Origin of the sequence: Salinarchaeum sp. Harcht-Bsk1 (genome assembly GCF_000403645.1) — an archaeon.
Lineage (GTDB): Archaea > Halobacteriota > Halobacteria > Halobacteriales > Salinarchaeaceae > Salinarchaeum.
The window spans coordinates 2,529,670-2,551,533 of sequence record NC_021313.1; the positions used below are offsets into that span (position 1 = coordinate 2,529,670).

General features: G+C 64.3%; 23 protein-coding genes. 10 read left to right on the forward strand and 13 right to left on the reverse strand.

What is annotated here, in order from left to right:
• Nucleotides 1-23: 23 nt before the first annotated feature.
• Together L593_RS11600 and L593_RS11605 are read left to right on the forward strand one after the other, a co-directional pair.
• On the forward strand, nucleotides 24-1,184 hold the full coding sequence (locus tag L593_RS11600; RefSeq protein ID WP_020447159.1) for a beta-ketoacyl synthase N-terminal-like domain-containing protein: 1,161 nt from the start codon (nucleotides 24-26) through the stop codon (nucleotides 1,182-1,184).
• Complete coding sequence (locus tag L593_RS11605; protein ID WP_020447160.1) at nucleotides 1,181-1,606, forward strand: Zn-ribbon domain-containing OB-fold protein; 426 nt, start codon at nucleotides 1,181-1,183, stop codon at nucleotides 1,604-1,606. Before L593_RS11600 ends, L593_RS11605 begins: the two co-directional genes overlap by 4 nt.
• A gap of 36 nt (nucleotides 1,607-1,642) precedes the next feature.
• Here the strand turns inward: L593_RS11605 and L593_RS11610 are convergent, their stop codons facing one another.
• Nucleotides 1,643-2,575 carry an alpha/beta fold hydrolase gene (locus L593_RS11610; protein ID WP_049894471.1) on the reverse strand — a complete coding sequence of 311 codons (933 nt, stop codon included), beginning with the start codon at nucleotides 2,573-2,575 and terminating at the stop codon, nucleotides 1,643-1,645.
• Nucleotides 2,576-2,843: 268 nt separating this feature from the next.
• Between L593_RS11610 and L593_RS11615 the strand changes: the two genes are divergently transcribed.
• On the forward strand, nucleotides 2,844-3,299 hold the full coding sequence (locus tag L593_RS11615) for a hypothetical protein (RefSeq protein WP_020447162.1): 456 nt from the start codon (nucleotides 2,844-2,846) through the stop codon (nucleotides 3,297-3,299).
• Nucleotides 3,300-3,401: 102 nt separating this feature from the next.
• On the opposite strand, the gene L593_RS11620 is transcribed toward L593_RS11615, so the two are convergent.
• From L593_RS11620 to artA, 5 genes are all read right to left on the reverse strand, one after another.
• Nucleotides 3,402-3,752 (reverse strand): hypothetical protein, encoded by a 351-nt coding sequence (locus L593_RS11620; protein ID WP_020447163.1) that lies wholly within the window; start codon nucleotides 3,750-3,752, stop codon nucleotides 3,402-3,404.
• Nucleotides 3,753-3,836: 84 nt separating this feature from the next.
• Entirely contained in the window at nucleotides 3,837-4,613 is a 777-nt protein-coding gene (locus L593_RS11625) for an NRDE family protein (RefSeq protein ID WP_020447164.1), read from the reverse strand.
• 104 nt (nucleotides 4,614-4,717) lie between these two features.
• Nucleotides 4,718-5,104 (reverse strand): DUF5611 family protein, encoded by a 387-nt coding sequence (locus tag L593_RS11630; RefSeq protein WP_020447165.1) that lies wholly within the window; start codon nucleotides 5,102-5,104, stop codon nucleotides 4,718-4,720.
• 119 nt (nucleotides 5,105-5,223) lie between these two features.
• Nucleotides 5,224-5,934: a metallophosphoesterase gene (locus L593_RS11635; RefSeq protein WP_020447166.1), complete on the reverse strand. Its 711-nt coding sequence runs from the start codon at nucleotides 5,932-5,934 to the stop codon at nucleotides 5,224-5,226.
• Entirely contained in the window at nucleotides 5,921-7,009 is a 1,089-nt protein-coding gene (gene artA, locus L593_RS11640) for an archaeosortase A (protein ID WP_020447167.1), read from the reverse strand. The genes L593_RS11635 and artA overlap by 14 nt, the downstream gene beginning before the upstream one ends.
• A 467-nt stretch (nucleotides 7,010-7,476) precedes the next feature.
• Here artA and L593_RS11645 point away from each other — a divergent pair, with 467 nt between their 5' ends.
• Nucleotides 7,477-8,586, forward strand: a complete 1,110-nt coding sequence (locus L593_RS11645) for a hypothetical protein (protein WP_049894098.1) — start codon at nucleotides 7,477-7,479, stop codon at nucleotides 8,584-8,586.
• Nucleotides 8,587-8,665: 79 nt separating this feature from the next.
• Nucleotides 8,666-10,111, forward strand: coding sequence for an MATE family efflux transporter (locus L593_RS11650; RefSeq protein WP_020447169.1), 1,446 nt, complete (start codon nucleotides 8,666-8,668; stop codon nucleotides 10,109-10,111).
• Nucleotides 10,112-10,154: 43 nt separating this feature from the next.
• Here the strand turns inward: L593_RS11650 and L593_RS11655 are convergent, their stop codons facing one another.
• Nucleotides 10,155-10,814, reverse strand: coding sequence for an HAD family phosphatase (locus L593_RS11655; protein WP_049894099.1), 660 nt, complete (start codon nucleotides 10,812-10,814; stop codon nucleotides 10,155-10,157).
• A gap of 147 nt (nucleotides 10,815-10,961) precedes the next feature.
• On the opposite strand from L593_RS11655, the gene L593_RS11660 reads away from it, so the two are divergent.
• The 4 genes from L593_RS11660 to L593_RS11675 all read left to right on the forward strand — a co-directional run bounded on the left by L593_RS11660 (nucleotide 10,962) and on the right by L593_RS11675 (nucleotide 14,635).
• Nucleotides 10,962-11,462, forward strand: coding sequence for an NUDIX hydrolase (locus L593_RS11660; protein ID WP_020447171.1), 501 nt, complete (start codon nucleotides 10,962-10,964; stop codon nucleotides 11,460-11,462).
• Between the two features lie 134 nt (nucleotides 11,463-11,596).
• Complete coding sequence (locus L593_RS11665; RefSeq protein ID WP_020447172.1) at nucleotides 11,597-12,712, forward strand: glucose 1-dehydrogenase; 1,116 nt, start codon at nucleotides 11,597-11,599, stop codon at nucleotides 12,710-12,712.
• A complete protein-coding gene (gfcR, locus tag L593_RS11670; RefSeq protein WP_020447173.1) occupies nucleotides 12,709-13,338 on the forward strand; it encodes a transcriptional regulator GfcR in 630 nt (209 codons plus the stop codon). Before L593_RS11665 ends, gfcR begins: the two co-directional genes overlap by 4 nt.
• A 706-nt stretch (nucleotides 13,339-14,044) precedes the next feature.
• The gene (locus tag L593_RS11675) at nucleotides 14,045-14,635 is read left to right on the forward strand and encodes a hypothetical protein (RefSeq protein WP_020447174.1); all 591 of its coding nucleotides are present in this window, start codon (nucleotides 14,045-14,047) and stop codon (nucleotides 14,633-14,635) included.
• 361 nt (nucleotides 14,636-14,996) lie between these two features.
• Here the strand turns inward: L593_RS11675 and L593_RS11680 are convergent, their stop codons facing one another.
• On the reverse strand, nucleotides 14,997-15,950 hold the full coding sequence (locus tag L593_RS11680; protein WP_020447175.1) for a DUF4268 domain-containing protein: 954 nt from the start codon (nucleotides 15,948-15,950) through the stop codon (nucleotides 14,997-14,999).
• 164 nt (nucleotides 15,951-16,114) lie between these two features.
• A complete protein-coding gene (locus L593_RS11685) occupies nucleotides 16,115-17,395 on the reverse strand; it encodes a PD-(D/E)XK nuclease family protein (protein ID WP_020447176.1) in 1,281 nt (426 codons plus the stop codon).
• 242 nt (nucleotides 17,396-17,637) lie between these two features.
• On the opposite strand from L593_RS11685, the gene L593_RS11690 reads away from it, so the two are divergent.
• On the forward strand, nucleotides 17,638-18,693 hold the full coding sequence (locus L593_RS11690; protein ID WP_020447177.1) for a hypothetical protein: 1,056 nt from the start codon (nucleotides 17,638-17,640) through the stop codon (nucleotides 18,691-18,693).
• Nucleotides 18,694-18,902: 209 nt separating this feature from the next.
• On the opposite strand, the gene L593_RS11695 is transcribed toward L593_RS11690, so the two are convergent.
• The 4 genes from L593_RS11695 to L593_RS11710 all read right to left on the reverse strand — a co-directional run bounded on the left by L593_RS11695 (nucleotide 18,903) and on the right by L593_RS11710 (nucleotide 21,755).
• On the reverse strand, nucleotides 18,903-20,135 hold the full coding sequence (locus L593_RS11695) for a Tm-1-like ATP-binding domain-containing protein (protein ID WP_020447178.1): 1,233 nt from the start codon (nucleotides 20,133-20,135) through the stop codon (nucleotides 18,903-18,905).
• Nucleotides 20,132-20,596 carry a cupin domain-containing protein gene (locus L593_RS11700; protein ID WP_020447179.1) on the reverse strand — a complete coding sequence of 155 codons (465 nt, stop codon included), beginning with the start codon at nucleotides 20,594-20,596 and terminating at the stop codon, nucleotides 20,132-20,134. Before L593_RS11700 ends, L593_RS11695 begins: the two co-directional genes overlap by 4 nt.
• A complete protein-coding gene (locus L593_RS11705; RefSeq protein ID WP_020447180.1) occupies nucleotides 20,593-21,429 on the reverse strand; it encodes a phosphoenolpyruvate hydrolase family protein in 837 nt (278 codons plus the stop codon). Before L593_RS11705 ends, L593_RS11700 begins: the two co-directional genes overlap by 4 nt.
• An 83-nt stretch (nucleotides 21,430-21,512) precedes the next feature.
• Nucleotides 21,513-21,755 (reverse strand): hypothetical protein, encoded by a 243-nt coding sequence (locus tag L593_RS11710; RefSeq protein ID WP_020447181.1) that lies wholly within the window; start codon nucleotides 21,753-21,755, stop codon nucleotides 21,513-21,515.
• Between the last annotated feature and the right edge of the window lie 109 nt (nucleotides 21,756-21,864).

Consider the following 21,864-nt stretch of genomic DNA (forward strand, 5'->3'; position numbering starts at 1 on the left):
TGACCCCTCTGCTACGAGAGGCCATGGTACGCATCGTCGGCGTGGGACTCACGCCGTTCGGAACGACGCCCGAGCGGACCGGGCGAGCCATGTTCGCGGAGGCCAGCGAGGAGGCGTTCGCGGACGCAGGCGTTCCGAGGGGAGACGTGGAGGCGCTGTACTACGGAAACTTCATGGGGGAACTCGCGGAGCACCAGGGCCACCAGGGCCCGCTGATGGCCGAGGCCGCCGGGATTCAGGCACCCGCGACGCGATACGAGACGGCCTGCGCGTCGAGCGGAGCGGCCGTCCGGAGCGCGGTGCAGACGCTCCGGAACGGCGAGGCCGACCTCCTGCTGGTCGGCGGGGCCGAGCGGATGACCAACCTCGGGACGGGCGGCGCGACGGAGGCGCTCGCGATCGCCGCGGACGATCTCTACGAGGTCCGCGCCGGGGTGACCTTCCCCGGTGCGTACGCGTTGATGGCGAACGCCTACTTCGAGGCCTTCGGCGGGTCTCGGGAGGATCTCGCCGAGATCGCGGTCAAGAACCACGAGAACGCTCTCGAGAACGAGTACGCCCAGTACCAGAAGCGCATCGACGTTGATACCGTGCTCGAGGCCCCGATGGTCTCCGCGCCGCTGGGCCTCTACGACGCCTGTCCGATCACCGACGGCGCGAGCGCTCTGCTCCTCGCGAGCGACGAGTACGCCGAACGGAACGACCTCGACGCACCGGTCACGATCACCGGGTCGGGCCAGGGCGGCGACAACCTCGCGCTGCAGGATCGCGAGCACCTCGCGCGCTCCCCGGCCGCGGACGAGGCTGCCGCCGAGGCCTACGAGGACGCCGGCATCGGCCCCGACGACGTCGGCGTCGCAGAGGTTCACGACTGCTTCACGATCGCGGAGGTGCTCGCGCTCGAATCGCTGGGCTTCTACGAGCCCGGCGAGGGCATAGGCGCCGCACGCCGGGGCGAAACGACCGCCACCGGCGACCGTCCGATCAATCTCTCGGGCGGTCTCAAGGCGAAGGGGCACCCGGTCGGGGCGACCGGGGCCGCCCAGATCGCAGAACTCGCGCAGCTCCTCCGAGGTGACCACGTCAACAGCGACGCCGTCGCCGACGTCGACGTCGGCGTCGCGCACAACGCGGGTGGCACCGTCGCGAGTGCGTTCGTCCACGTCGTGGAGGTGGACGCATGAGCGACGATGCGTCGCCAAGGATCCTGACCGATGGTGGCGAGGACGCCGCCGGCGACGAGGGGTACGACGAGTGGCTCGCCGCGGTTTCCGACGGCGAGGGCTACTACCTGGCCTGCGAGAACGGCCACGGCTCACTGCCGCCGCGTCGGCGCTGTCCCCACTGCGGCAGCGGCGAACTCGACGAGAAGCCGCTCCCGGCCAGCGGCACGGTCGAGACCTTCACCGAGACGCAGGTCCCGATCCCGAGCTTCGAGGAGGACGCTCCCTACGTCGTCGCGATCGCCTCCTTCGGCGACGTCCGGATCACCGGGCAGTACCGCGAGATCGACCCGGGTGAGGTGGCCGTCGGTCAGTCGGTCCGGGTGGACGTCAGCGAGCGGGAGACGACGGGCGAACCGCTGGTCGTGTTTCGTCCTGCCTGACCACGGGTCGATCCGGGCCGACTGCCGGACCGCTTCTCACGCGTTCGCAGGAACGAGCCCGAGTTCGAGCGCAGCGAGCGTCTCCGTCGGGTGCTCGAGGTGCGGGAGCCGTTTCGCGTAGTCGACCACGACGAGCCGCGCGTCCGTCGCCTCTGCCAGCGCGCGCCCCTCGGCCAGCGAGGGGTCGGTCGACTCGCGGCCCCAGAGCAAGGTCACGTCGGCGTCGACGTCCGCGAGTGCCGTCTCGAGGTCCATCGTCGGGTCGAGGTAGCCGCTCAGGTACGACGCCGGGGCGAATCTCGCGCCGGGCTGGTGGGCGCTCTGCCAGCAGTACTCGACGTACTCCTGGTCCGGACGACCGTAGTATCGGTCGCCGACGGCACCGTTCCGCAGGCCGGCGGTACTCGTCAGCCAGTTGTAGATCGCGGTGCCGAGCACGGGCGAGCGCACCAGTGCGCGCCGGGCGACGGATCGCCCGTCGGTGTCGGCGGCAGGCGTGACGAGGACGAGCCGTTCGACGTCGGCTCGCGGAGCGGCGAGCGCCGCGTAACTCGCCGTCAGTCCCGACGCGACGACTGCCGGCCGACCGGCGTCGTGATCGGGCACCTCGGCGAGGAAGTCGCCGACGAACGCCTCGTAGATGCTCGCGGAGTAGGTCAGCGGAGGACGGTCCGAGCGGCCGTAGCCCGGCAGATCCGGCGCGTAGACGCGGTGATCCTCGGCGAGGGCCTCGGCGACGCCCGCGAACTCCCTGCTCGTGCCCACGACGCCGACGTCGTGGAGTAATACCACCGGCGGGTCGTCCGGATCGCCGAGCGCGGCGTAGGCCACCTCCATCCCGCGCCAGCGATAGTAGTCCTGGTCGCCGGCGAGCGCAGGCGGGAGCGCACCACCGGCGCGCCCGAGCGCCCGGTTTCCGATCGCGGCGATTCCGGCACCAGCGGCGAGCGCGAAGGACCGGCCTCTCATACCCTGGATCTCAGCCGCACGGGACTTAGGCGTGCCGACGTTGGGCTCGACGAACGACGTCCTCCGAAACTCCGACGATCGAGCGGTCGTACCAGTTCCGACCGTCGCCGGAACTGCCAGCACCGTTTCCCGCTGTCCTCCAGCGTGGTTGCAATGGCTGGCTGGCGGCCTCGATTCCCCGTTCGCTGGAGGCACAGACGGCCGATTCCTGGTCGGTCCTGGAGCCTGTGCCGCCAACGCTTATCCGCCGACCAGCCGTAGTTCGGGTATGGCACTCGACGTGAGCACTCCCGCGCCGCCCGAACTGGAGCCGATCGACCCCGAGGAGTACGACGACGTCGAGGTCGTCTCGGACACGGACTACCGCAGAGAGGAGATCGGCGATTTCCTCGAGGACGGCGCCTGGGAGGAGTCGTTCGACACGTGGCGAGAGGACTCCGACATGGACGAGGACACCTTCGCCGTCGTCGAGGATCTCGGCCTCTTCGAGGACTTCGACTTCTTCTGGGACTCCTTCGCTGACCGCGTCGGCTACCACTCGCCCGGCGTCCCCGAGAACTGGAAGGAACGGGACATCCACCCCGAACTCGACACCTGGGAGCGGGCGTCGACGATCAACGCGGAACTCGCGGAGCTGGGCCAGATCGTCTGTGACGTGCTCAAGGCCGACTACATCGACTGGGAGAGCGAGTACGAGGCACCGGACGACCTGCCCGACTACTAACTCGTCGTTGCGCAGGAGCCTCACCGCTCGCCTGGCTCGTCTGCGCTTCTCGAATCGGGATCCAGAAGCTCGAACTGAGGTCCTCTTGTCCGAACTGAGGTCCTACTCCTCGTACGCGAGGTTCATGATCCACTGCGAGAAGGCGTCGCTCTGTGGATCGATCTCTTCCTCGCCGATGAAGGGTGAGAGCATGTCGCCGGCCATCAACAGCGAGAAGTCGAGGTCGCGGGCGACAGGTGCGATGAAGTAGGTGTTGTGTCCCTGGTAGACGGCCTCCTCGCGGTCGACGAGCCCTTTCTCGTCGAGGGACTCGACGATCCGGCTCCCCTTTCGCGAGGAGACGTCGAGTTCCTTCCAGAACTCGCTCTGGTGGATCCCGCCGGTCTCACGGACGAGTTCCAGTCCGGCGAGCTCGTCCTCCGAGAGCTCCGTCTCGGCGGCCGTCGCGCTCACGGCTCACCACCCGAGAAGTCGCGGTCGCTGAGCATACGTATGCACACAGACCGCCGCGGAGTTACTTAACCCCTCCTGTCGAGGTTACCCGCTGGCCTCGCGCAGTACCGCTGGCATCTCCACCGGCGCGTACGCCGTTTCACACGGTGGTCCGTCGGCGAAGTCGTAGGTCGTGGCGCCGTCGGCGCCGATCGTCACGAGCGACGACGATCGCGTGCCGAACCGATCGTGGTGGAGACACACCTCGTAGTCGTGGTCCCGGAGCCGCTCGGTCGCGGCGTCGAGCCACGTCGACGGTGACGACGCGTCCGCAACGCCTTCCGCCTCCGTAGCGTTTCCCGCCCCCGAAGCAACGGACGCGAGTTCCCCTCGGAGCCGCACCGCTCGCTCGTCTGCCTCGTTCTTTCCGGGGTTGACGATCACGTGGACGCCAGGGTCGAGTACCTGGACGCGGAGGTCGCCGTCCCACTCGAGGTAGCTCGCCTCCTCCCGATCGGCGACGAGGAGATTGAACCCCGCGTACTCGAACTCGGCGACCTGCTCCTGGACGAGCGCTACGGCTGCGGCGGCGTCGTCCGCGCGGAGGGCGTCCCGGACGAGCAGGCCGCGCGAGCGCTCACCGGCGAGGTCGGGGGCGCCGTCCTCGCGGTTCCAGCGGTTCGTGATCCCGACGAACAGCCCACGCTCGGAGACGCCGATCCAGGTGCCACCGGCCTCGGCGTCCTGTGGCGCAAGTACGGTCGGATCGCTCTCGAGTACGCGCGGGGGATGCGACTCGCGGTCCAGCGCCTCGTCGCGGTTCGCTGCGACGGCGATCGGCGCGTCGTCGAGCACCTGCCACGCGAACGCGATCGTACACACGCGCGCAAGTACGGGGGTGAATGGAATAAGGATGTGGTCGGGTCGGGCGTCGACGCGTGCGAATCGGGGTGTCGTCGGACGACTGGCGGCCGGAAGGAGCCGATTTAATCGAAGTCGTGGTCGGGATCGTCCTCGACCTGGCGCTTGAGGGACTCGCGGCGGGACTTGGCGTCGCGACCGGTGGCGGCCTCGAGGAAATCGTTCTTCAGAGAGACGGCCTCCTCGGCGGCCTCGAGTTCTTCGGGGCCGAGGTCCGCGACGTCGCGCTCGTGGAACTCGACGGCGATCTTGTCCTTCTTGGACCCGTACTCGGTCTTGCCGACGACGATGCGCTCGAACACGGGGTTGTCGGGTTCCTCGACGACGTTGAGGTCGTTCCCCTTGAAGGACTCCGTGGTGGTGATCGGTCCGAAGTACTCCTCGATCTCGCCCTCCAGGTCGGGCATCCGTTCGTCGAGGTACTCGCCGCGGCGCATCTTGTACTCCTTCATGGAAACACTGTCCTGCCCGAACTGGTATACCTGTTGCGCTCTCGGGGCCGTTGCCGTCGCCACAGTTCGCGGGGAGCCGTGGGGTAATCGAACCGATTCTCGCCGACGCACCGGCGAGTCTAAAGCAGCGCCTGGAGTTCAGAGAAGGGTGGAAACCACAGCGTCTCGTCGGCTTCGGGATCGCGAACCGCGGGCCGGAATCGACGGATCTCGGCGAGCAGCGGCGACGCGGGATCCCCGGTGCGACTCCCGTTGAGTACTGTTCCCCGTGCGAGGCGGTTGAACGCCGGGAGTGCGAACACCGACGCGTCGCCGTCGGGCGCCGGACCCTCCAGATAGCAGGCGTGACGTTGCCCCTCGATGACGATCGCCGGGTGTTCGTGACCGATCACGTAGCGGTCAGCGTCGAGGTCCGCCAGTTCGAGAGCACTCGGCTGCTCGTCGCCGTGGATCACGACGGTCCCGTTTCCGAGGTCGGCGGCCTCGACGACCCGACTCTCGGTGACCGATTCCAGCATCCCGTCGTGGTTGCCGGCGACGAGGAGGAGCTCCGCACCCGCGTCCGCCACCGCCTCCTCGACCGCAACGAGCGCGTCGGTGACGCCCTCCGGCACGCTGTCGAAGGCGTGGAGGACGTCGCCGGCGACGACGACCGTTCCAGGCTCGAAGCGGTCGAGCAAAGCACTGACGCGTTCGGGAATTCGGCTCGCCTCGCCCATCGGCAACTCGACGTTCGAGTTCGCGTCGCGGCCGAGGTGAAGGTCGGCACAGACCAGGGCGTCTGCGTCGGCGACGTACGCTGCTCTGTCGGCGAGTTCAGGGGTCGTCATCCTGCGATTCCCCGGCGGTCCCACCGTCAGGCTGGACGTCGTCAGTCCGGGTGCCGTGGACGCCGCCGGGACCACCGGAATCGTCGGCGCCGCCGAGACTGCCCGGGTCGTCGGCCCCGTCGGGATCCTCACTGCCGAGGGCACTCGAGTCGCCATCTCCCGATCGGGGCTGGCCGATCGCCTCGGCGAGGTCGTACTCGGTGTTCGTGATCACGAACAGGACCTCCTCGAGTGGGTCGACGACTTCTGGAACGACCCGCACCACGACGAGCGTGATGGCGACGAGTGCGACCACCGACAGCGACTGCGAGATCAGGTGGTGGGCGATGAAGAAGGACGTGTGCACGTCCCCGGCCATCGTCGTCGCGATGGTCTCGGAGACGCTCCCGTCGAACCAGCCGAAGGGCGCCGCGATGCCGACGAAGACGTTCCGGAAAATGTTGAGGACGTAGATGATCCCGGTGGCGGCGAGGAAGCCCTTCAGTTTCCGGCGTAGCGGGGCTCGAACGGCCGCGGTGAGCCCGCCGAAGATCGAGATCGAACCGATGCCGGTGCAGGCGAGGACGATGTACGTCGTGTAGCTGTCCTCCGGCCGACTCGCGAAGGTGAACCGGCCCTGGTAGCCGTTCGCACCTTCGGTGAGCGTCACGTCGTACCCGAGGAGCTCCATCCCCCAGGCAGACTGCTGGGCGACGGACTCGATGAGGAAGACCTTGACTGGCTCGATGGTCGCCACCGGGAGGTAGATGAGGCCCATAGCCGCGACTGCCCGCGAGACGACGAGGAGGGAATCGCGACCGCTGAGCAGGAGGTAGGCCGCGTACCAGGTCAGCGGGAGCGCCGCGAGACTGAGGACCCCTTCGAGTGGGCTCCCGAACTCGACGTAGAAGTAGTGGAACTTCGAGAGCCAGAAGACGCCGAAAGCGATCCAGCCGGCAGCGGCCACGCGCACCGCGAGCGCGCGGCGCTCGCTGACTTCGAGTATCGCCCCTGCGAAGAAGGCGACGATCGAGAGCCAGGCGAGTGGCCACGAGTACGTGGAGAGGGCTTCGAGCGCACCGACGACGGAGACCATCGTGTTGGCGATACTGTGCGAGCGCGGGACAAGAAGGTGACGACTCCGTGAGTGCGCCGCGCACGGGCGTCCGCCAGGACCGGTCTCTCGTCGGGGAGCACCTTGCATCGACCGACGGAGCCACGAATCGATGCCGCTGGAACTCGCAACGTCCCCCGTGCCCCGTGGCGACCGATCGTCGCCACCTGCTTCCCACGTAATTCCGGACAGCTCTATTCTGTTATACGTCTCCTTTCGGTTCCGTCCTCACAGGTGTTAAAGCGCTGCTTCTCGAATTCGGCGGGTACGTGTCCGAACGCCGGAAGCGACGTATCAGATGAAGATACATAGTGCCACGCCACAGTCACGGGTCGTGAGATACCGCTCCTCCGATCCGGGGTCCACCGACTCGTGCGATCGTCCTCCGAACGACCGGGTCCCTCGCGCGCTCCAGGCTCTGGCCGCCGATTCCACGGGGTGATCCCGCGATGGCACAGGAATCGGATTCGTCCCCGCCACCGCTGGCGTCTGACACCGACAATCCACTGAAGCGGTGGTTACTCATGACGGGCCGGCGGCTCTCCGTCACGCTGGCGCTCATGCTGGCCGTGTTCGTCACCATCCTCGCGCTCGCGCTACTGGACCCGGTCAAGGTGCACGACCTCTTCGACGAGAAGACTGCAGGCCAGCAACTGTTCACAGCGCTCCTCAGTGGTGCGATTCTCCTGGTGTCCATCGTCGTTTCGATCAACTCGGTGACCCTCTCGGAGGAGATCACCGATCTCGAGAATCAGGAGCAGCGCATCCAGGCGACGCTCGACTACCATCGCCGCATCGAGGAGTACATCGAGGCCGAGGTCACCCCGGCGCGACCTGCGGATTTCTTGACTGCGGTGCTCTACGGCCTCGACCAGCAGGCCGAGGTCCTCGAAGAGACCGTCGACGCCGGCGGCAACGAACGGCTCAAGGAAGACGTCGCGGCTCTCACGTCGGGGATATCCACCGACGTCTTGCAGGCGCGCCGGCGACTCGAGGCCGCAGAGTGGGGAACGTTCGACGTTCTGCTCGCGGGATTGAACTACGACTACTCGAGCCACCTTCACGCGGTTCGGGGGCTGCGACACGAGCACGGGGACGCGCTCTCCGACGAGGAGCGACAGGCGCTCGAGGGCGTCGTCGACGTGCTCACCCACATCGGCACCAGTCGCGAGTACTTCAAGTCCCTCTACTACAAGCGAGAACTCGCCCTCCTCTCCAGTCGACTGCTCTACGTCGGCCTCCCGGTCATCGTGTTCACGTCGTACGTGATCCTCGCGCTGGACGCACAGCTATTCCCGCAGGTGTCGATGTTCGGGCTCTCGCCGGTGTTGCTCAGCGTCGCCTTCGCCTTCACCGTCGCGCTGGCGCCGTACCTGGTGCTCACGTCGTACGTGCTGCGAGCGACGGCGGTCACGCTCCAGACGCTCGCCGCGGGGCCGTTCATCCTCCACGACGGCTCCAACATCGAGGGGCTCGACTGGGAAGTCTCTGGGGACGGTCGCGAGTGGACGGCCGTCGGCGGACACGAACAGCTCTCGGAGGAACTCGACGACGATTAGCCCGTCGCTGGCGGCGGGTGGCCCTGCAGCCCTTTCCGCGGGGCCAACGTCTTAATACGGGACCGGGCTACCGCCGTCCGTGTCGGTCCCCAACCCCCTCCGCTGGCTCCTGCTGGCGGTCGGCCGGCGGCTCGCCGCCCTCGACCTGGTCGATCGCGAGCGGATCGAGCGGGCGACGGACCTCTCCTGGCCCCGGATCGTCACCGGCCTCGCCAGGATGTCGAAGTCCGTGGCCGACGTCGCGATGGTCGGCATCGCGCTCGGGCCCGCTGCGATCGCCGGCGTCGGCTTCGGCGGGGCGTTCTGGGGGCTCGCCTTCGCGCTCGGCGGCGGCGTCGCCGGGGGGACGATCTCGCTGGTCTCCCAGCGCTACGGCGCTGAAGCCTACGACGAACTGAGCACCGTCGTCACCAGTTCCGCCGTCGCAGCCGTCCTGATTACGATGCCGATCGCCGTCCTCTTCGCAGCGATTCCGGAGACGCTCATCGGCCTCGTCGGCAGTGGCGCGGGCGACCAGTCCGTCGAATACGGCGCAACCTACCTTCGGATTCTCTCGATCGGCGTTCCACTCGCCGGCCTCAACCTCATCGGGTCCCGGGCGCTGGTCGGTGCCGACGACGCGTGGACGCCGATGCTCGTCCGCGGGGGCGGCGCCATCGTGAACATCGGGCTGAACGCGACCTTCATCTTCGGTCTGGGGCTGGGTGTCACCGGCGCTGCGCTGGGGACGGTGCTCGGAAACGTCCTCGTCGCCGGAACGTTCGCCGCGGGGCTGCTCCGTGGCAGCCTCCCGGTAATCGGCGAGTTCCCGGTGACGGTGTCACTTCGAGACGCACCGATCTTCGACCGGGGAATCCTCCGGGATCTCGGGCGGATTGCGAGCCCCCTCGTCCTCTCGAACACGGCCGGTAATGCCGCCCGATTCCCGCTCCTCTTCCTCGTCGGACAGTTTGGCGAGACGACGGTTGCGGCGTACGTCATCGGGCGGCAGGTCCGGAACCTGTTGAACACGCCGGGGTGGGGATTCAGCCTCGCGTCGTCGAGTCTCGTCGGTCAGGAACTCGGGGCCGGCGACGAGCAGGCGGCCGGCGCGTACGGTCGTGACATCCTCCGCTACGCTGTCACCGTCTACGCGATCGGCGCGATCGGCGCGGTGATCTTCGCGCGACCGATTGCGATGGCCTTCGTCAACGAGGCGTCGACGCTGCCACTCGCGACGACGTTCGTGCGGGTCGCGTCGCTGAGCGTCATTTTCTGGGGCGTCAGTGGCGCGGCGACGGGGCCGCTCCGGGCGAGTGGCGACACCCGATGGCCCTTCTACGCAAACTTGCTGGGTCGCTACGGGTTCGCCATCCCGCTCGCGATGGCCGGGGTCTGGACGCCGCTGGGACTCTGGGCGATCTACGCGTCGATCCTCGCGGAGACGGTCGTCCCCGCGGCGGTGAACTACCACCGCTTCGCAACCGGCAAGTGGAAAGCAGTCAGTCGGGAGTTCCGCCCGGACACCGTCCCGGCTGACGATTGATGAAGCCGCTGGTGCCGATCGTCGGACCGACCGGACGCGGATGCTACTGGACGCCGTCGAGGAGGTCTATCAGCACGGCTTCCAGTTCGGCGGCGTCGTGTACGACGGCGGTCGCTTCGTCCATCGCGTCGGCTGCCACCCCGATCTCGAACCGGATCACGGTCGCCCCCGCGGCAGCCGCGGCGCGCACCCCGTTGGTCGAGTCTTCGACGACGATCGTCTCGGCAGGGTCGAGGCCGAGTGCTGCGGCGGCGTACTCGTAGACGTCGGGCTCGGGTTTGCCGGGCCCCGGCGCGTCGAACGCACTCTGGCAGAGGTCGAGTGGGCCGAGGCCGAACCGGTCGACGACCGTCTCGATCCAGTCCGGCGGTGCGGAAGAGACGATGCCGACCGCGAGTCCGCGGTCGCGGACGACGTCGAAGAGGTCGTGGACCACCGGTGCGCCGTCCGCAGCCTCGGCATAGAGGTCGTCGGCCTGGCGCTCGACGAGGTCGACGTAGTGCTGTGGCTCCTTCGCGAGCGTGTAGTTCTCGTGGAGGTCCGGGATCGAGTCCGTGTAGCTCCGGCCAGTCACATCCTCGAGCGACGGCTCGCCGTCCGCGACGTCGGGGAAGACTTCGTTGCGCCAGAGGTCCTTCCAGTGGGGCTCGGTGTCGATGAGGACGCCGTCCATGTCGAAGAGGACGGCCCGGAATTCGGTCACGATCTCCGATTCCCACCCGCCGGGCAAGACGGTGACGATGCGGGGTCGGCGTGGTCGTTCGGGTCCGGCACGCGCGCTGCCTGCGGGTTTCCCTGCTGCTGCGAGCGGACCACAACACCCATCGGACCCGACTGCTCACCTCTCCGCATGGAACAGACGCGGCACTTCACTGCGACGACGTACGTCGTGGTCGAGGGTGCGGTCGCGTTGCACCGCCACGTTCGGATCGGAAAGTGGCTGCCGCCGGGTGGCCACGTCGACCGCGGCGAACTTCCCCACGAAGCCGCCCTGCGCGAGGTCGAGGAAGAAACCGGGCTCGACGCGACCATCGTCGCGGAACAGGACGACGTCGGCTCGCCCACCGTCGAACCGCTGCCACAGCCCCATCACCTCCAGCTCGCCGACGTGAATATCTACGGCGAGGCGGGCAGTGCCGACGCACAGGTCGGCCACCAGCACGTCGATCTGGTCTACTACGCCGCGGCGGACGAACGGACGATCGATCCAGCATCGGACGAGGAACCCGCAGACGCCTGGGAGTGGTTCGACGCCGACGACCTCGCCGAGGACGGTGCCCTCGATCCCGACGTCGCCGAGATCGGGCAGCGAGCGATCGCGACGGTCGGGGAGTGGCGCGACTCGCGCTGAGTGCGTCCGCGGTCTTCCCCGAGGCGTAGCGATCGATCCTACAGAGCGGCGTCGTTCCGGTACCCGCAACGGATTGCCGATTTACTACGAAGTGAATACGAGTGTTTATCCCCTGGCATGTGCATCACTGTCGCATGAAGGTCGTCGCAGTTCGCGAAGGGGAGCAAACGCCGACCGTGATGGAGAAGCCATGCCCGGAACCGAGCGAGGGAGAGGCGCTCGTCCGGACGCTCCGGGTCGGCGTCGACGGAACGGACCACGAAGTGCTGAGCGGTGGCCACGGCGGCTTCCCGGAGGGCGAGGACCACCTCGTGCTCGGCCACGAGGCCGTGGGCGTGGTCGAGGACCCCAACGGCACCGACTTCGAGGCGGGCGACGTCGTCGTGCCGACGATTCGACGGGCGCCCGAACGGGTCAGGAGCGACGGCGGCGCAAGCGCCGAGTCCGTCGCCGCCAACGAACCGAACGAGTACTTCGCACGCGGAGAGCCGGACATGGCGCCGGACGGCATGTATCACGAGCGGGGCATCGTCGGCGCCCACGGGTTCATGGCCGAGTACTTCACCAGTCCAGCGGAGTACCTGGTTTCGCTTCCGCCGGAACTCGCCGACGTCGGCTTTCTGGTCGAACCACTGTCGATCACGGAGAAGGCGCTGGAGCTCTCCTACGCTTCCCGCTCGACGTTCGAGTGGGACCCCGAGTCGGCGATCGTGCTGGGCAACGGCTGTCTCGGGCTGTTGACGCTGGGGATGTTCGAGCACACCGAGGGCATCGAGCGGAGCTACTGTCTGGGTCGTCGGGATCGGCCGGATCCCACGATCGACATCATCGAGGAACTCGGCGCGGAGTACGTCGACTCCAGGGAAACGCCGGTCGACGAACTGCCCGAGGCCGTCGAGCCGATGGACCTCGTCTACGAGGCGACCGGCTACGCCCCGCACGCGTTCCAGACGATCGACGCCCTCGCACCCAACGGCGTCGGTGCGCTACTGGGTATCCCCGGCTCCTGGGAGTTCGAGATCGACGGCGGCGCGCTTCACGAGGAGTTCGTCCTCCACAACAAGGCGCTGATCGGTTCGGTGAACTCCCACGTGCGGCACTTCGAGACCGCGATCGAAGATCTACAGGCGCTGCCGGACTGGCTGATCGACGCCGTCGTGACCGGGGTGTACGGCACGGACGATCTCGAGCAGGCGTTCGACGACAGCAACACGACTATAAAAACGGCCGTCGAACTCTCGACGAGATGAAGAACGTCGACGACCTCATCGACTCCGCCTCGGAGCTAGCCGAGCAGGGGCTCTCCAAGGGCGAGATCGCGGACGAACTGAACGTCTCCCGGGAGACCGCGAGCTGGCTGGTCGAACGCGGTGGCGGCAACGCGAGCACGGCGCCCGCCGTCAGCTCCTCCGCCGGCGACATTCACGTCGACTGGAGCGCCTTCGGCCGGGACAGCACTCGCCTGGAGCACCTCGGCGCGGCGATGGCCGACATGCTCCAGAGCGAGGCCGAGAACGTCGATCTCACCATCGGCATCGAGAAGGCCGGCGTCCCACTCGCGACGAGCGTCGCCCGGATCCTCGACACCGACCTCGGCGCCTACGCCCCGCGGAAACACCAGTGGGACGAGGGCGACATCGAGGATCACGGCGGCACCTTCTCCCGGAACTTCGCCGGCATTCGCGGCCGGGAGTGCTACGTCGTCGACGACACAATCACCTCCGGGACGACGATGACCGAGACCGTCGAGGCGATCCGCAGCGAGGGCGGCGAGCCGGTCGCCTGCATGGTGCTCGTCGACAAGCGCGGCGTCGACGAAATCGAGGGCGTCCCCGTCCACTCGCTGCTCCAGGTCCTCTCCGTCGCCGGCGAGTAGCCGAGTGCGGAACCGGCAGATCGAGGAACGCCACGGGGTCCTCTGCGGTGATGACGTCGGCAGTCGACGTTCTCTACCTCTGCTGCCTTGCTCCCATCGCGCCTCACTTAGATCGTGCTTCGTCCCCATCGTATCTCGCTCAGATCGTGCTTCCTTCCCACCGTATCCCGCTCAGATCGTGCTTCGTTCTGATCGCACCCGTTACCCCGTTCTCGACCGCTCTGAAGGCCCCGTCCGTATCGTGGAATCGCGAATCGACAGTGCGACACCGGACCGGCGGGTTCGGGGCTCGCGACCGTTCACCAGGGCTTACCGCTTCACACGACGCGATTACCTGCGGCCGCTCTTTCACACGGCGAGGTTTTCCTCACGCTCGAACGCGCCCAGTTGGCTCGCGCCCGTCCGAACTGGACGCGACGGTTGTCGCTGCCGAGTTCGTGCGTCCTGGCCCGCGAGGTCGCCGGAACACCGCCTCATTGGTCACCGTGGGCACCGTCTCGTGCACGGAGTAAGCCGAGCCAATCGAGGGACTGTGCGACGTTCCGACGGCCTGCCCGCCGGTGCACGAACGTGCAGTTTGTGAACGAATGGCTCGCTACTGCTTGCTTTTTCCGAAGGTTTCTGGACCGCAACGAATGGTAGCCACTATAAGTTCCCGAGCCGTAGTATCGACCGACTGCTTACCCGCCGCAGCTTTCACCCAACCATGTCATCGGAACCCACAGCGAGCGTCTACCGGCTCCACTCCACACTCGAACTACCACTCGAGGACGTCCACGATCTCGTGGACGAGGCGAACTTTCCGGAGGGGGTAGCGGACGTCGACGTGACCCGACGAAACAACACGCTCATTCTCAGCGCGACGGCGGAGGACACCTCGATCAGCAAGTACACGCCCACGGCGCAGCTCAAGGCCAGCGTCGTCGAGAACCGCGTCTACGAGGAGGACCCCGAGGAGGTCCGCCGACGCCAGGGCGGTCCTTCCTGGGGCGAGGAGGAAGAAGAGGAGATCGAGTCCGAACTCGTCGAGTACGCCGCGTTCAAGGGCGACCGCGAGACCGTCCTCCAGAACACCCAGCTCCAGTACGAGATGTTCCAGGTACTCCGCGAGATCGCACTCATCTCCGAGAAGGGCACCCTCACCGCGATCACCTGCGAGGACGGCGAACTCGACTCCTGGCGCATCGTCGAGGGCGACGAGCGCCCCTCCAGCATCGAAGTGGTCGAGGGCCCCGCCGACGAGGACGCCGCACAGAGTGGCGTCAACTGGCGGGACAACAAGTTCATCTCGGACTGAGGCTACCTAGGTCTTATACACCTAGTTGGCCTTGAACCGCCAACATTGTTCGGTGATTGAGCTGAGATCATAGCCGTGCGCAATGCTTAACTGAGTCTCATCATCATACCAGGGCATGGCTATTTCGGGGGATTCTAACGGAGAGCTCGAACGGAAACTCTGGAACAATTGCAGAAGAGAAAATTAGCACTGAAACGGGAATACGGAGTTGCTGAGGAGGAGATAGTCGTTGAGGATCGCCTGCTGTAGCCGATATTGGGGTAAGCAATCTGGTGTTCGTTGCCTATTCTATACCAAGTGAAGGGGTTACAATCAGGACAGTGCGGTAATAGCAGAGGGGTGGGAGCGGACACTACTCAAGTCAGCTAAGGTCCAATGATGCAATTCGAGGTTCGAATTCATCTTGGAATGAATCCATAGCGTCCACCCCCCATTCGATCAGTTGCCCCTGTTGATCTCCATCTAACTCGGTGATCTTCCCATCAATTGATTTCGACCATTTGATCCGGCAGGCACGCTTTTCTGGCAACCGTTGCCACACTAAATCCGTGTCAAGGTTGGACTCGATCTCTGCTCTTTGCTCTTTCAGCGCCTCAAAGATAGCTAAATTCTGCTCGGCGTCTGCGGTCTGTATATATAGCTCAACGCAGTACTCTGGCCCTTGGTGAAAGACCCATCCGAAGCTAACTCCGGCGATCCCTGCGCTGAAGGTGAGATAATTTCGAGGACCAGGTTTTAGCTCCGACCAGCGTGGCCGTCGTTCTGAGTATGCTTCTACCAAGTCTGCGAAATACTCCCGATAGCTCCGTTCCGTTTCCGAAAGTGATTCATCTGTAATTTCGCGCTCCCAGTCATTAGGTTCCACGACAATTTCGAATTCGAAGCCACGCTCATCTGTGTCCGCAATACTGAGCACCCGCGGTTTTATCGCGAAGAACTTCACATCGTTGGGACCGCTTTCGTTGAGCCACTCGAGGACACTCCGATGTTCGGGTCTGAAGTGTTCAGCGAGCCATATTGAGAACCCGGCGTCCTTCCCAGAGGAATACGTTAACAATTTGCCGAGGTGGTCGTGATCGGTATTCCCGTACTGGTTCTCTATAACGACTGTTTCACCGGTGTTCATTTCTCGCGCCACAATGTCCGAAGAGAAGTCTCCCACGGTTTCTTCGGTACGAGCGTCTTCAATTTCGATCCCTAGCTCTGCCCCGAGCAACTCGATATTGTCCCCGAGCCAACGGGTGAAGCCGCGCTCCTCGTTTTCCCACACTGTTCGAAGCTGGTGTTCCTGAATCCGTGCAATGTGTTCGTCCATATGGATATGCTACGCTGGGAACGACATCAACAGAGGGGGTTTCGTAAGTGACCTAGCCCAAGCCCGTTGGGTGAGTTGAATTTGAATTCTGACAGAGGGGAGTGGGATCGCCAGTGGTAGCAGATGGGTGAATAGTTCATATGGTTAATCCACGAAGAAGTCGGTCAATCCAGGGATGCACCCCCAACTGCCTCTTGATGAATCTGGTCAGCGATTTCAGCAACTTGCTGATGCTCCTCAAAAGCTGTTGCAAGCGTCTCGAAGTAACTTCCCGGTAGACGCGACTGATTTACGTCGTAGGTCTTTGTGGTGTAATCCTGTTTGTTCCCCTTATTGGTGATGTCCCGCTTCCCAAGCATTGGCTTCAGTTGTTCCTGCCACCGATCGCTATTGAAACGGCGATGAAACTCCGAGCGGATGTCGTTATTGGTGGATGACCGAAGTTTCATCGTCAGTTCCCCGTCTCGGAAAGAGCTCTCATTCCGTATGAGATGGATCAAATGAAGGCGATGACCACCATCTTCCCGGGTATCAGACACTTCCGTAGTTGGATCGCCTTCTCCGTCTAGATACCAGCCATCACGGAATAGACAGCCATACTTGTCAGGCCGGGCGTGCCATTCCTCTGACCAGATATCCCGTTCCTCGGCGATCTCAAGGAAGGGTGGCGCCCACTCGCCGTTTCTGGCAAGAGAACTTCGGAGCGAATCAGCTGCACCGAATAGCTCGTCGATTTCGTCGCGATACTCGGCGAGTAGCTGGATCTTCTCTTTCTGTGTCTCCGTGAAATCGTCTGGTTCCATGTTTGTGACTCCACGTATTGTATTGAGGAAATCGGCCAACTGGTTTACACTCAGTTCTGGATACTGCCCTCGGTTTCTGTTCAACTCCGTCTGAAGGACGGTAGCGACGTCCTCCCAATACAGATCAGCAAAACCATCGGAGCCAGCGTGGTTCCCCCCACGGCGAGAGAGAAATACGTAGAAGTCCCCATCATCAGGATAATCCTCTTTCTCTTCACCGCCTATATTTGGGTCGTTGAGGTATCTCTGAAGCTGGTTCTGCCCCTCCGGTGCGTCTACCTTACATTCGATGCAGACGAACCACTTGTCTGGGACACGAATTACAATATCTGGCCGGTTGTTCTGCGGAGAGGAAACCTCACTATCGACACGAACCGTCTGAAGGTCCCGGTAGTAGTAATCGAGAGGCGCTACCGTGTGTTCGTCCACTAAATCCAAGAATTGCGTGAGCAAGGAGGCGTCGAAGCCATGCGGCTGGTCCGGATCGAGAAAATAGGTCAGGAGCGTGTTCCAGGACTGCTCAGACCGTGCAGAACCCAGCACTCGGAGCAGTGGCTGGGGTGGCTCTTCGACAGCTGGAATGGCCTCCAAACTCTCGCGCAACTCTCGAAGTTCGTTTTGAAGGTCAATACTCTCTGCCATCGGTATGTCTGAGACAAGCTACGTTCATTAGTAGGAGGGAAGTGATAACAGGCAGCACGAACAAGAGAAGAGTTCAGCTTACCATCCGGGTGTGGACAGAGCGAATGCGTAGATGAATAGAAGGTACCACATCACCTGGGACTAAATCCATCCCAGAACTCCGCTTCGGCCGAACAATCCACAATGCAGCCATATTAGTACTGAAGAAATACCTATTGCTATCGACATTCAAGATTGGCCTGATGATCTTCTCCGTTGATCAAGACACCGACGAGCTCCAATATCTATCGGGGCAAGATTTCGCACAGTTGGATATTCTCGAACGCGAGCATCTGGAGGAGTGGGCGATCGAGGAGCCTCGAATTCTGGGCGAAGAACTTCTGGTGATCGCTTCAGAGTATGCCAAGTTCCAAGACTTACGAGAACGCCTGGATATTCTAGCTCTCGATTTGGAGGGGAAGCTAGTCACGATCGAACTCAAGCGTGACAAGGCCGATCGTACCACCGATTTGCAGGCGATCAAATACGCCAGCTACTGTGCGACGCTTACGGCAGAGGATGTACAGAAGGATTATCGGAACTTCTGGAACGAGCGTAACGGTACTGATCTTACGCCAGAGGATGTTGGCGAAGAGTTCGTAGATTTCCTTCCGCAGGATGTGCTTGACGAGGTGTCATACACCGATGAGGGATGGGCGAATTTTGAGTTGGATGATAGGCCGAGGATCCTGCTTGTCGCTGGTAGTTTCGGACCGGAGATCACCTCGCCAGCAATGTGGCTCAGGGAGGAGTACAACATGGACATCACCTGTACGAGGATTGAGGCATACAAACATCGAGACAGAGTGATCCTCAATAGCCAGCAGGTGATCCCCATTCCCGAAGCAGAAGAGTATCTGACCAAGCGGCGTGAAAAAGAAGAGAAGCAGAAGAAAACCTCGGTGACGTATACCCTTCCAGCGCTTCTGGACCGGGGAGTATTGACGGAGGGCGATATCGTTGTGTTTCAAGAATCAAAGGTTCCTGCGGATTCGTCCAAAGAGTGGGATCCCGAGAGCGATTATTGGCGGGCCCGGATTACTGGAGAGACCGGTCAGCAAGACAACGTTGAGTGGCTAGAGAACGGAGAGATATACTCGTTTACGGGCTTGACGAGGGAGATTCTCAACCGTCTCGTCGATCGAGACAAGGACAAGCCATTGAACGGGTATTCCTACTGGATACATCCGGAATTCGGTGGGAGAACGTTGTTAGAATTACGTCAGGAGAACGTCAAGGGGGAAGACCGAGAAAGGTAGCTTATAACAATAAATATATTGAAATAATTGGGCATAGAGTCGCCAATTTGGTGTCTTATGAAACTGAATGTTATATGATACATAGGCACCTATCCAGCCGGAACAAGTTCATCAGCGACTGACGGACGCCGCGCAGTCACGTTCTCTGGACCGAATCCGTTCGTGAGCCTGGCCACGACGACCGCCGTTCCATCGACGACGTCTCACAGCTAACCGTCCGTCGGAGCCGCGCCGACCTCTTGCATGTATCCATCCAGCGTCTCCACGAGTAGCTGGGCGAATGCCTCGTCGTTGACGTGTGCATCTGCTTCGATGAGTTCGACGCCGTTCTCGGCCACCTCGGACCGCAACGTATCGAACAGCGCGCCGTCGGCTTCGGCGTCGTAGAAGTCCTCGCCAACCGCGTCGATAGCCGAGACGCCCTGGAGCGGCAGCACGAGCGCGGTCGGTCCAGTGGCGTCGTTCAGCTTCCCGGCGATGATCTCCCCGAGTTCGACGTTCTCCTCGACGGTCGTCCGCATAAGCGTGACTTGCGGGTTGTGAACGTGGAACTGCCGCTCCTCGAACTCCTCCGGAACCGAGTCGCGCGGCCCGAAGTTGACCATGTCGAGGGCGCCGGTCGAGACGACCTGCGGAATCCCCGCCTCGCCCGCCGCTTCGAGGCGCTCCTCGCCAGCGTTGAGGACGCCCCCGACCAGTTCGTCGGCCCACTCCGTCGTCGTCACGTCGAGCACGCCGTCGATGACGCCCTCCTCGATGAGCGACTCCATCGCACGCCCGCCGGTGCCGGTGGCGTGGAACACGATCGTCTCGTACCCTCGGTCTTCGAGCAGCCCCCGGGCCTGCTGCACGCAGGGCGTCGTCACGCCGAACATGGTGATCCCGATCGTCGGCCGCTCCTCGACCTCCACGTCGGGTTCGTTCGCGACCATCCCGACCATCGCGAGCGCGGCATTGGCGATGACCTGCCGGGAGAGCTGGTTGAGCCCCTCGATGTCGGCGACGGAGTACAGCATCGCAACGTCACGTGCACCCACGTAGGGCTCGGTGTCGCCGGAGGCCATCGTCGAGCACATCAGCTTCGGCACGCCGACCGGCAGACTGCGCATCGCGGTCGTCGCGATCGAGGTGTTCCCGGATCCGCCGAGGCCGAGCACGCCTTCGAGGACACCGTCGTCGTAGAGCTGCTGGCAGATGGCGGTCGCGCCCTCGCCCATCGCCTCCATCGCAGCCCCGCGATCCTCGTCCTCGCGGAGCTGTTCGAGCGTCGTCCCGGCGGCCGCAGCGACGTCGCTCGCAGGGGTATCCGGATCGATCTCCGGGTCGCCGAGCACGCCCACGTCGACGAGGTGGACGTCCAGCCCCTCGGCCTCGATCACGTCCCGGGCGAACGCGATCTCCTCGCCCTTCGTGTCGAGCGTGCCGACGATGACGACGCTCATTCGTCTCCCTCACTGGCGGCCGGATCGTTTCCGCCGTCCGACCGGCCGCGGTCAGTCGTCGGTATCTCGCCAGGCGGCACGATCTCGCACTCGGGGAGGTCCCCGAGGACCTCCTCGGGTCCGGGCGGCGCGTAGACGGCCAGCAGGAGCAGCGGCTCCCAGTCGGTGTTGACGGTCCCGTGTTCGACGCCCTCGGGGACGAACACCAGGTCGCCGGCCTCGACGTCGAACGTCTCGTCGGCGACCTCCTGCTCGCCCTCCCCGCGGACGACGTAGAGGATCTCGTCGCTGTCAGGGTGGGTGTGTCGCTCGTGGCCCCGTCCCGGTTCGAGTTTCACGATGCCGGCGCTGAAGCGCTCGCCGCCGGTCACTGCGGGCGTGCTCAGCCACTTCAGCACGCCCCAGTCGAAGACCTGGCTCTCGACGTCGTCGGGGCCGACGAGGTACTCGGGGTCGCTCATGTGACGTCGATCTCCTTGAAGGCGCGGGCCTGTTCCTCGATGGCCTGCTCCGTGGGGAGCCGCTCCAGGCTGGAGGCGCCGAAGAAGCCGAAGACGCCGTCGGTGTGCTCGAGCACGTACTGGGCGTCGTCTGGCCACGCGATCGGCCCGCCGTGACAGATCACGAGCACGTCGTCGTTCTCTGCCGTCGCCGCGTCGTGGTGTGCCTGGACGCGCTCGGCGGCGTCGTCGAGGTCGAGTGCCGTCTCGGCGCCGATGTCCCCGGAGGTCGTCAGCCCCATGTGCGAGACGATCACGTCGGCGCCGGCTGCCGCCATCGACCGGGCCTGTTCCTCGGAGAAGACGTACGGGCAGGTGAGCATCCCCCGGTCCGACGCCGCCTGGATCATCTCGACCTCCTTGTCGTAACCCATCCCGGTTTCCTCGAGGTTCTGCCGAAACTGGCTGTCCTCGTCGATGAGGCCGACGGTGGGGAAGTTCTGGACGCCGGAGAAGCCTCGTCGGTCGAGTTCCTCGAGGAAGACGTCCATCTGGCGGAACGGATCGGTCCCGTTGACGCCCGCGAGGACCGGCGTGTCCTCGACGACGGGCAGCACCTGTCGACCCATGTCGACGACGATCTCGTTCGCGTCGCCGTAGGGAAGCAGGCCGGCGAGGGATCCGCGGCCGTTCATCCGGTAGCGCCCGGAGTTGTAGATGATCAGCAGGTCGACGCCGCCGCGTTCCGCGAACTTCGCCGACATGCCGGTTCCGGCACCCGCGCCGATGATCGGTTCCTCGTTCGCGACGGTTTCGGTGAGTCGCTCGAGCGACTCGTCACGCGTAAATTGCATCGTCGGCTGCGCGCTACGGCAGCGGCGGAGTTCACTATGCGCAGGATACTGGGCTCTGTCCCGATTTCCTGCAGCGTCGCGGGTTACTCGCCCGCGTCGTCGAGCACAGTCCTGAGGGCGTCCAGTCCGATCGTCGCGACGAAACAGCAGATCCCCAGATAGAGCAGCACTCGCGACTCGAGCGGGTGAGAACCCCCGGGAGCGTCGCCGTACCAGATCAGCGAGCCGATGAACCCCAGCGTCGACGCGGTCCATCCGAGACCGGTGATGCCGGCCAGCTCGTGGAGAAACTGCTCGTCCGACAGGATCTCGGGCTTCAGTGGCATTCGTGGCTCGTCCTCGCGGTAATCCACCCATACCGGGGTGAATGTAAGAAGCTATTTTCGGGGTGGGTAGCAACCCACTACCACGTCGAACCGGTTGCTGGAGAATCGG

What these genes read in the sequence shown, in the direction of transcription:
- L593_RS11600 (WP_020447159.1), top strand. Translation starts at nt 24, where the DNA reads ATGGTACGCATCGTCGGCGTGGGACTCACGCCGTTCGGAACGACGCCC.
- L593_RS11605 (WP_020447160.1), top strand. Translation starts at nt 1,181, where the DNA reads ATGAGCGACGATGCGTCGCCAAGGATCCTGACCGATGGTGGCGAGGAC.
- L593_RS11610 (WP_049894471.1), bottom strand. Translation starts at nt 2,575, where the DNA reads ATGAGAGGCCGGTCCTTCGCGCTCGCCGCTGGTGCCGGAATCGCCGCG.
- L593_RS11615 (WP_020447162.1), top strand. Translation starts at nt 2,844, where the DNA reads ATGGCACTCGACGTGAGCACTCCCGCGCCGCCCGAACTGGAGCCGATC.
- L593_RS11630 (WP_020447165.1), bottom strand. Translation starts at nt 5,104, where the DNA reads ATGAAGGAGTACAAGATGCGCCGCGGCGAGTACCTCGACGAACGGATG.
- L593_RS11635 (WP_020447166.1), bottom strand. Translation starts at nt 5,934, where the DNA reads ATGACGACCCCTGAACTCGCCGACAGAGCAGCGTACGTCGCCGACGCA.
- artA (WP_020447167.1), bottom strand. Translation starts at nt 7,009, where the DNA reads ATGGTCTCCGTCGTCGGTGCGCTCGAAGCCCTCTCCACGTACTCGTGG.
- L593_RS11645 (WP_049894098.1), top strand. Translation starts at nt 7,477, where the DNA reads ATGGCACAGGAATCGGATTCGTCCCCGCCACCGCTGGCGTCTGACACC.
- L593_RS11660 (WP_020447171.1), top strand. Translation starts at nt 10,962, where the DNA reads ATGGAACAGACGCGGCACTTCACTGCGACGACGTACGTCGTGGTCGAG.
- L593_RS11665 (WP_020447172.1), top strand. Translation starts at nt 11,597, where the DNA reads ATGAAGGTCGTCGCAGTTCGCGAAGGGGAGCAAACGCCGACCGTGATG.
- gfcR (WP_020447173.1), top strand. Translation starts at nt 12,709, where the DNA reads ATGAAGAACGTCGACGACCTCATCGACTCCGCCTCGGAGCTAGCCGAG.
- L593_RS11675 (WP_020447174.1), top strand. Translation starts at nt 14,045, where the DNA reads ATGTCATCGGAACCCACAGCGAGCGTCTACCGGCTCCACTCCACACTC.
- L593_RS11680 (WP_020447175.1), bottom strand. Translation starts at nt 15,950, where the DNA reads ATGGACGAACACATTGCACGGATTCAGGAACACCAGCTTCGAACAGTG.
- L593_RS11685 (WP_020447176.1), bottom strand. Translation starts at nt 17,395, where the DNA reads ATGGCAGAGAGTATTGACCTTCAAAACGAACTTCGAGAGTTGCGCGAG.
- L593_RS11690 (WP_020447177.1), top strand. Translation starts at nt 17,638, where the DNA reads ATGATCTTCTCCGTTGATCAAGACACCGACGAGCTCCAATATCTATCG.
- L593_RS11695 (WP_020447178.1), bottom strand. Translation starts at nt 20,135, where the DNA reads ATGAGCGTCGTCATCGTCGGCACGCTCGACACGAAGGGCGAGGAGATC.
- L593_RS11700 (WP_020447179.1), bottom strand. Translation starts at nt 20,596, where the DNA reads ATGAGCGACCCCGAGTACCTCGTCGGCCCCGACGACGTCGAGAGCCAG.
- L593_RS11705 (WP_020447180.1), bottom strand. Translation starts at nt 21,429, where the DNA reads ATGCAATTTACGCGTGACGAGTCGCTCGAGCGACTCACCGAAACCGTC.
- L593_RS11710 (WP_020447181.1), bottom strand. Translation starts at nt 21,755, where the DNA reads ATGCCACTGAAGCCCGAGATCCTGTCGGACGAGCAGTTTCTCCACGAG.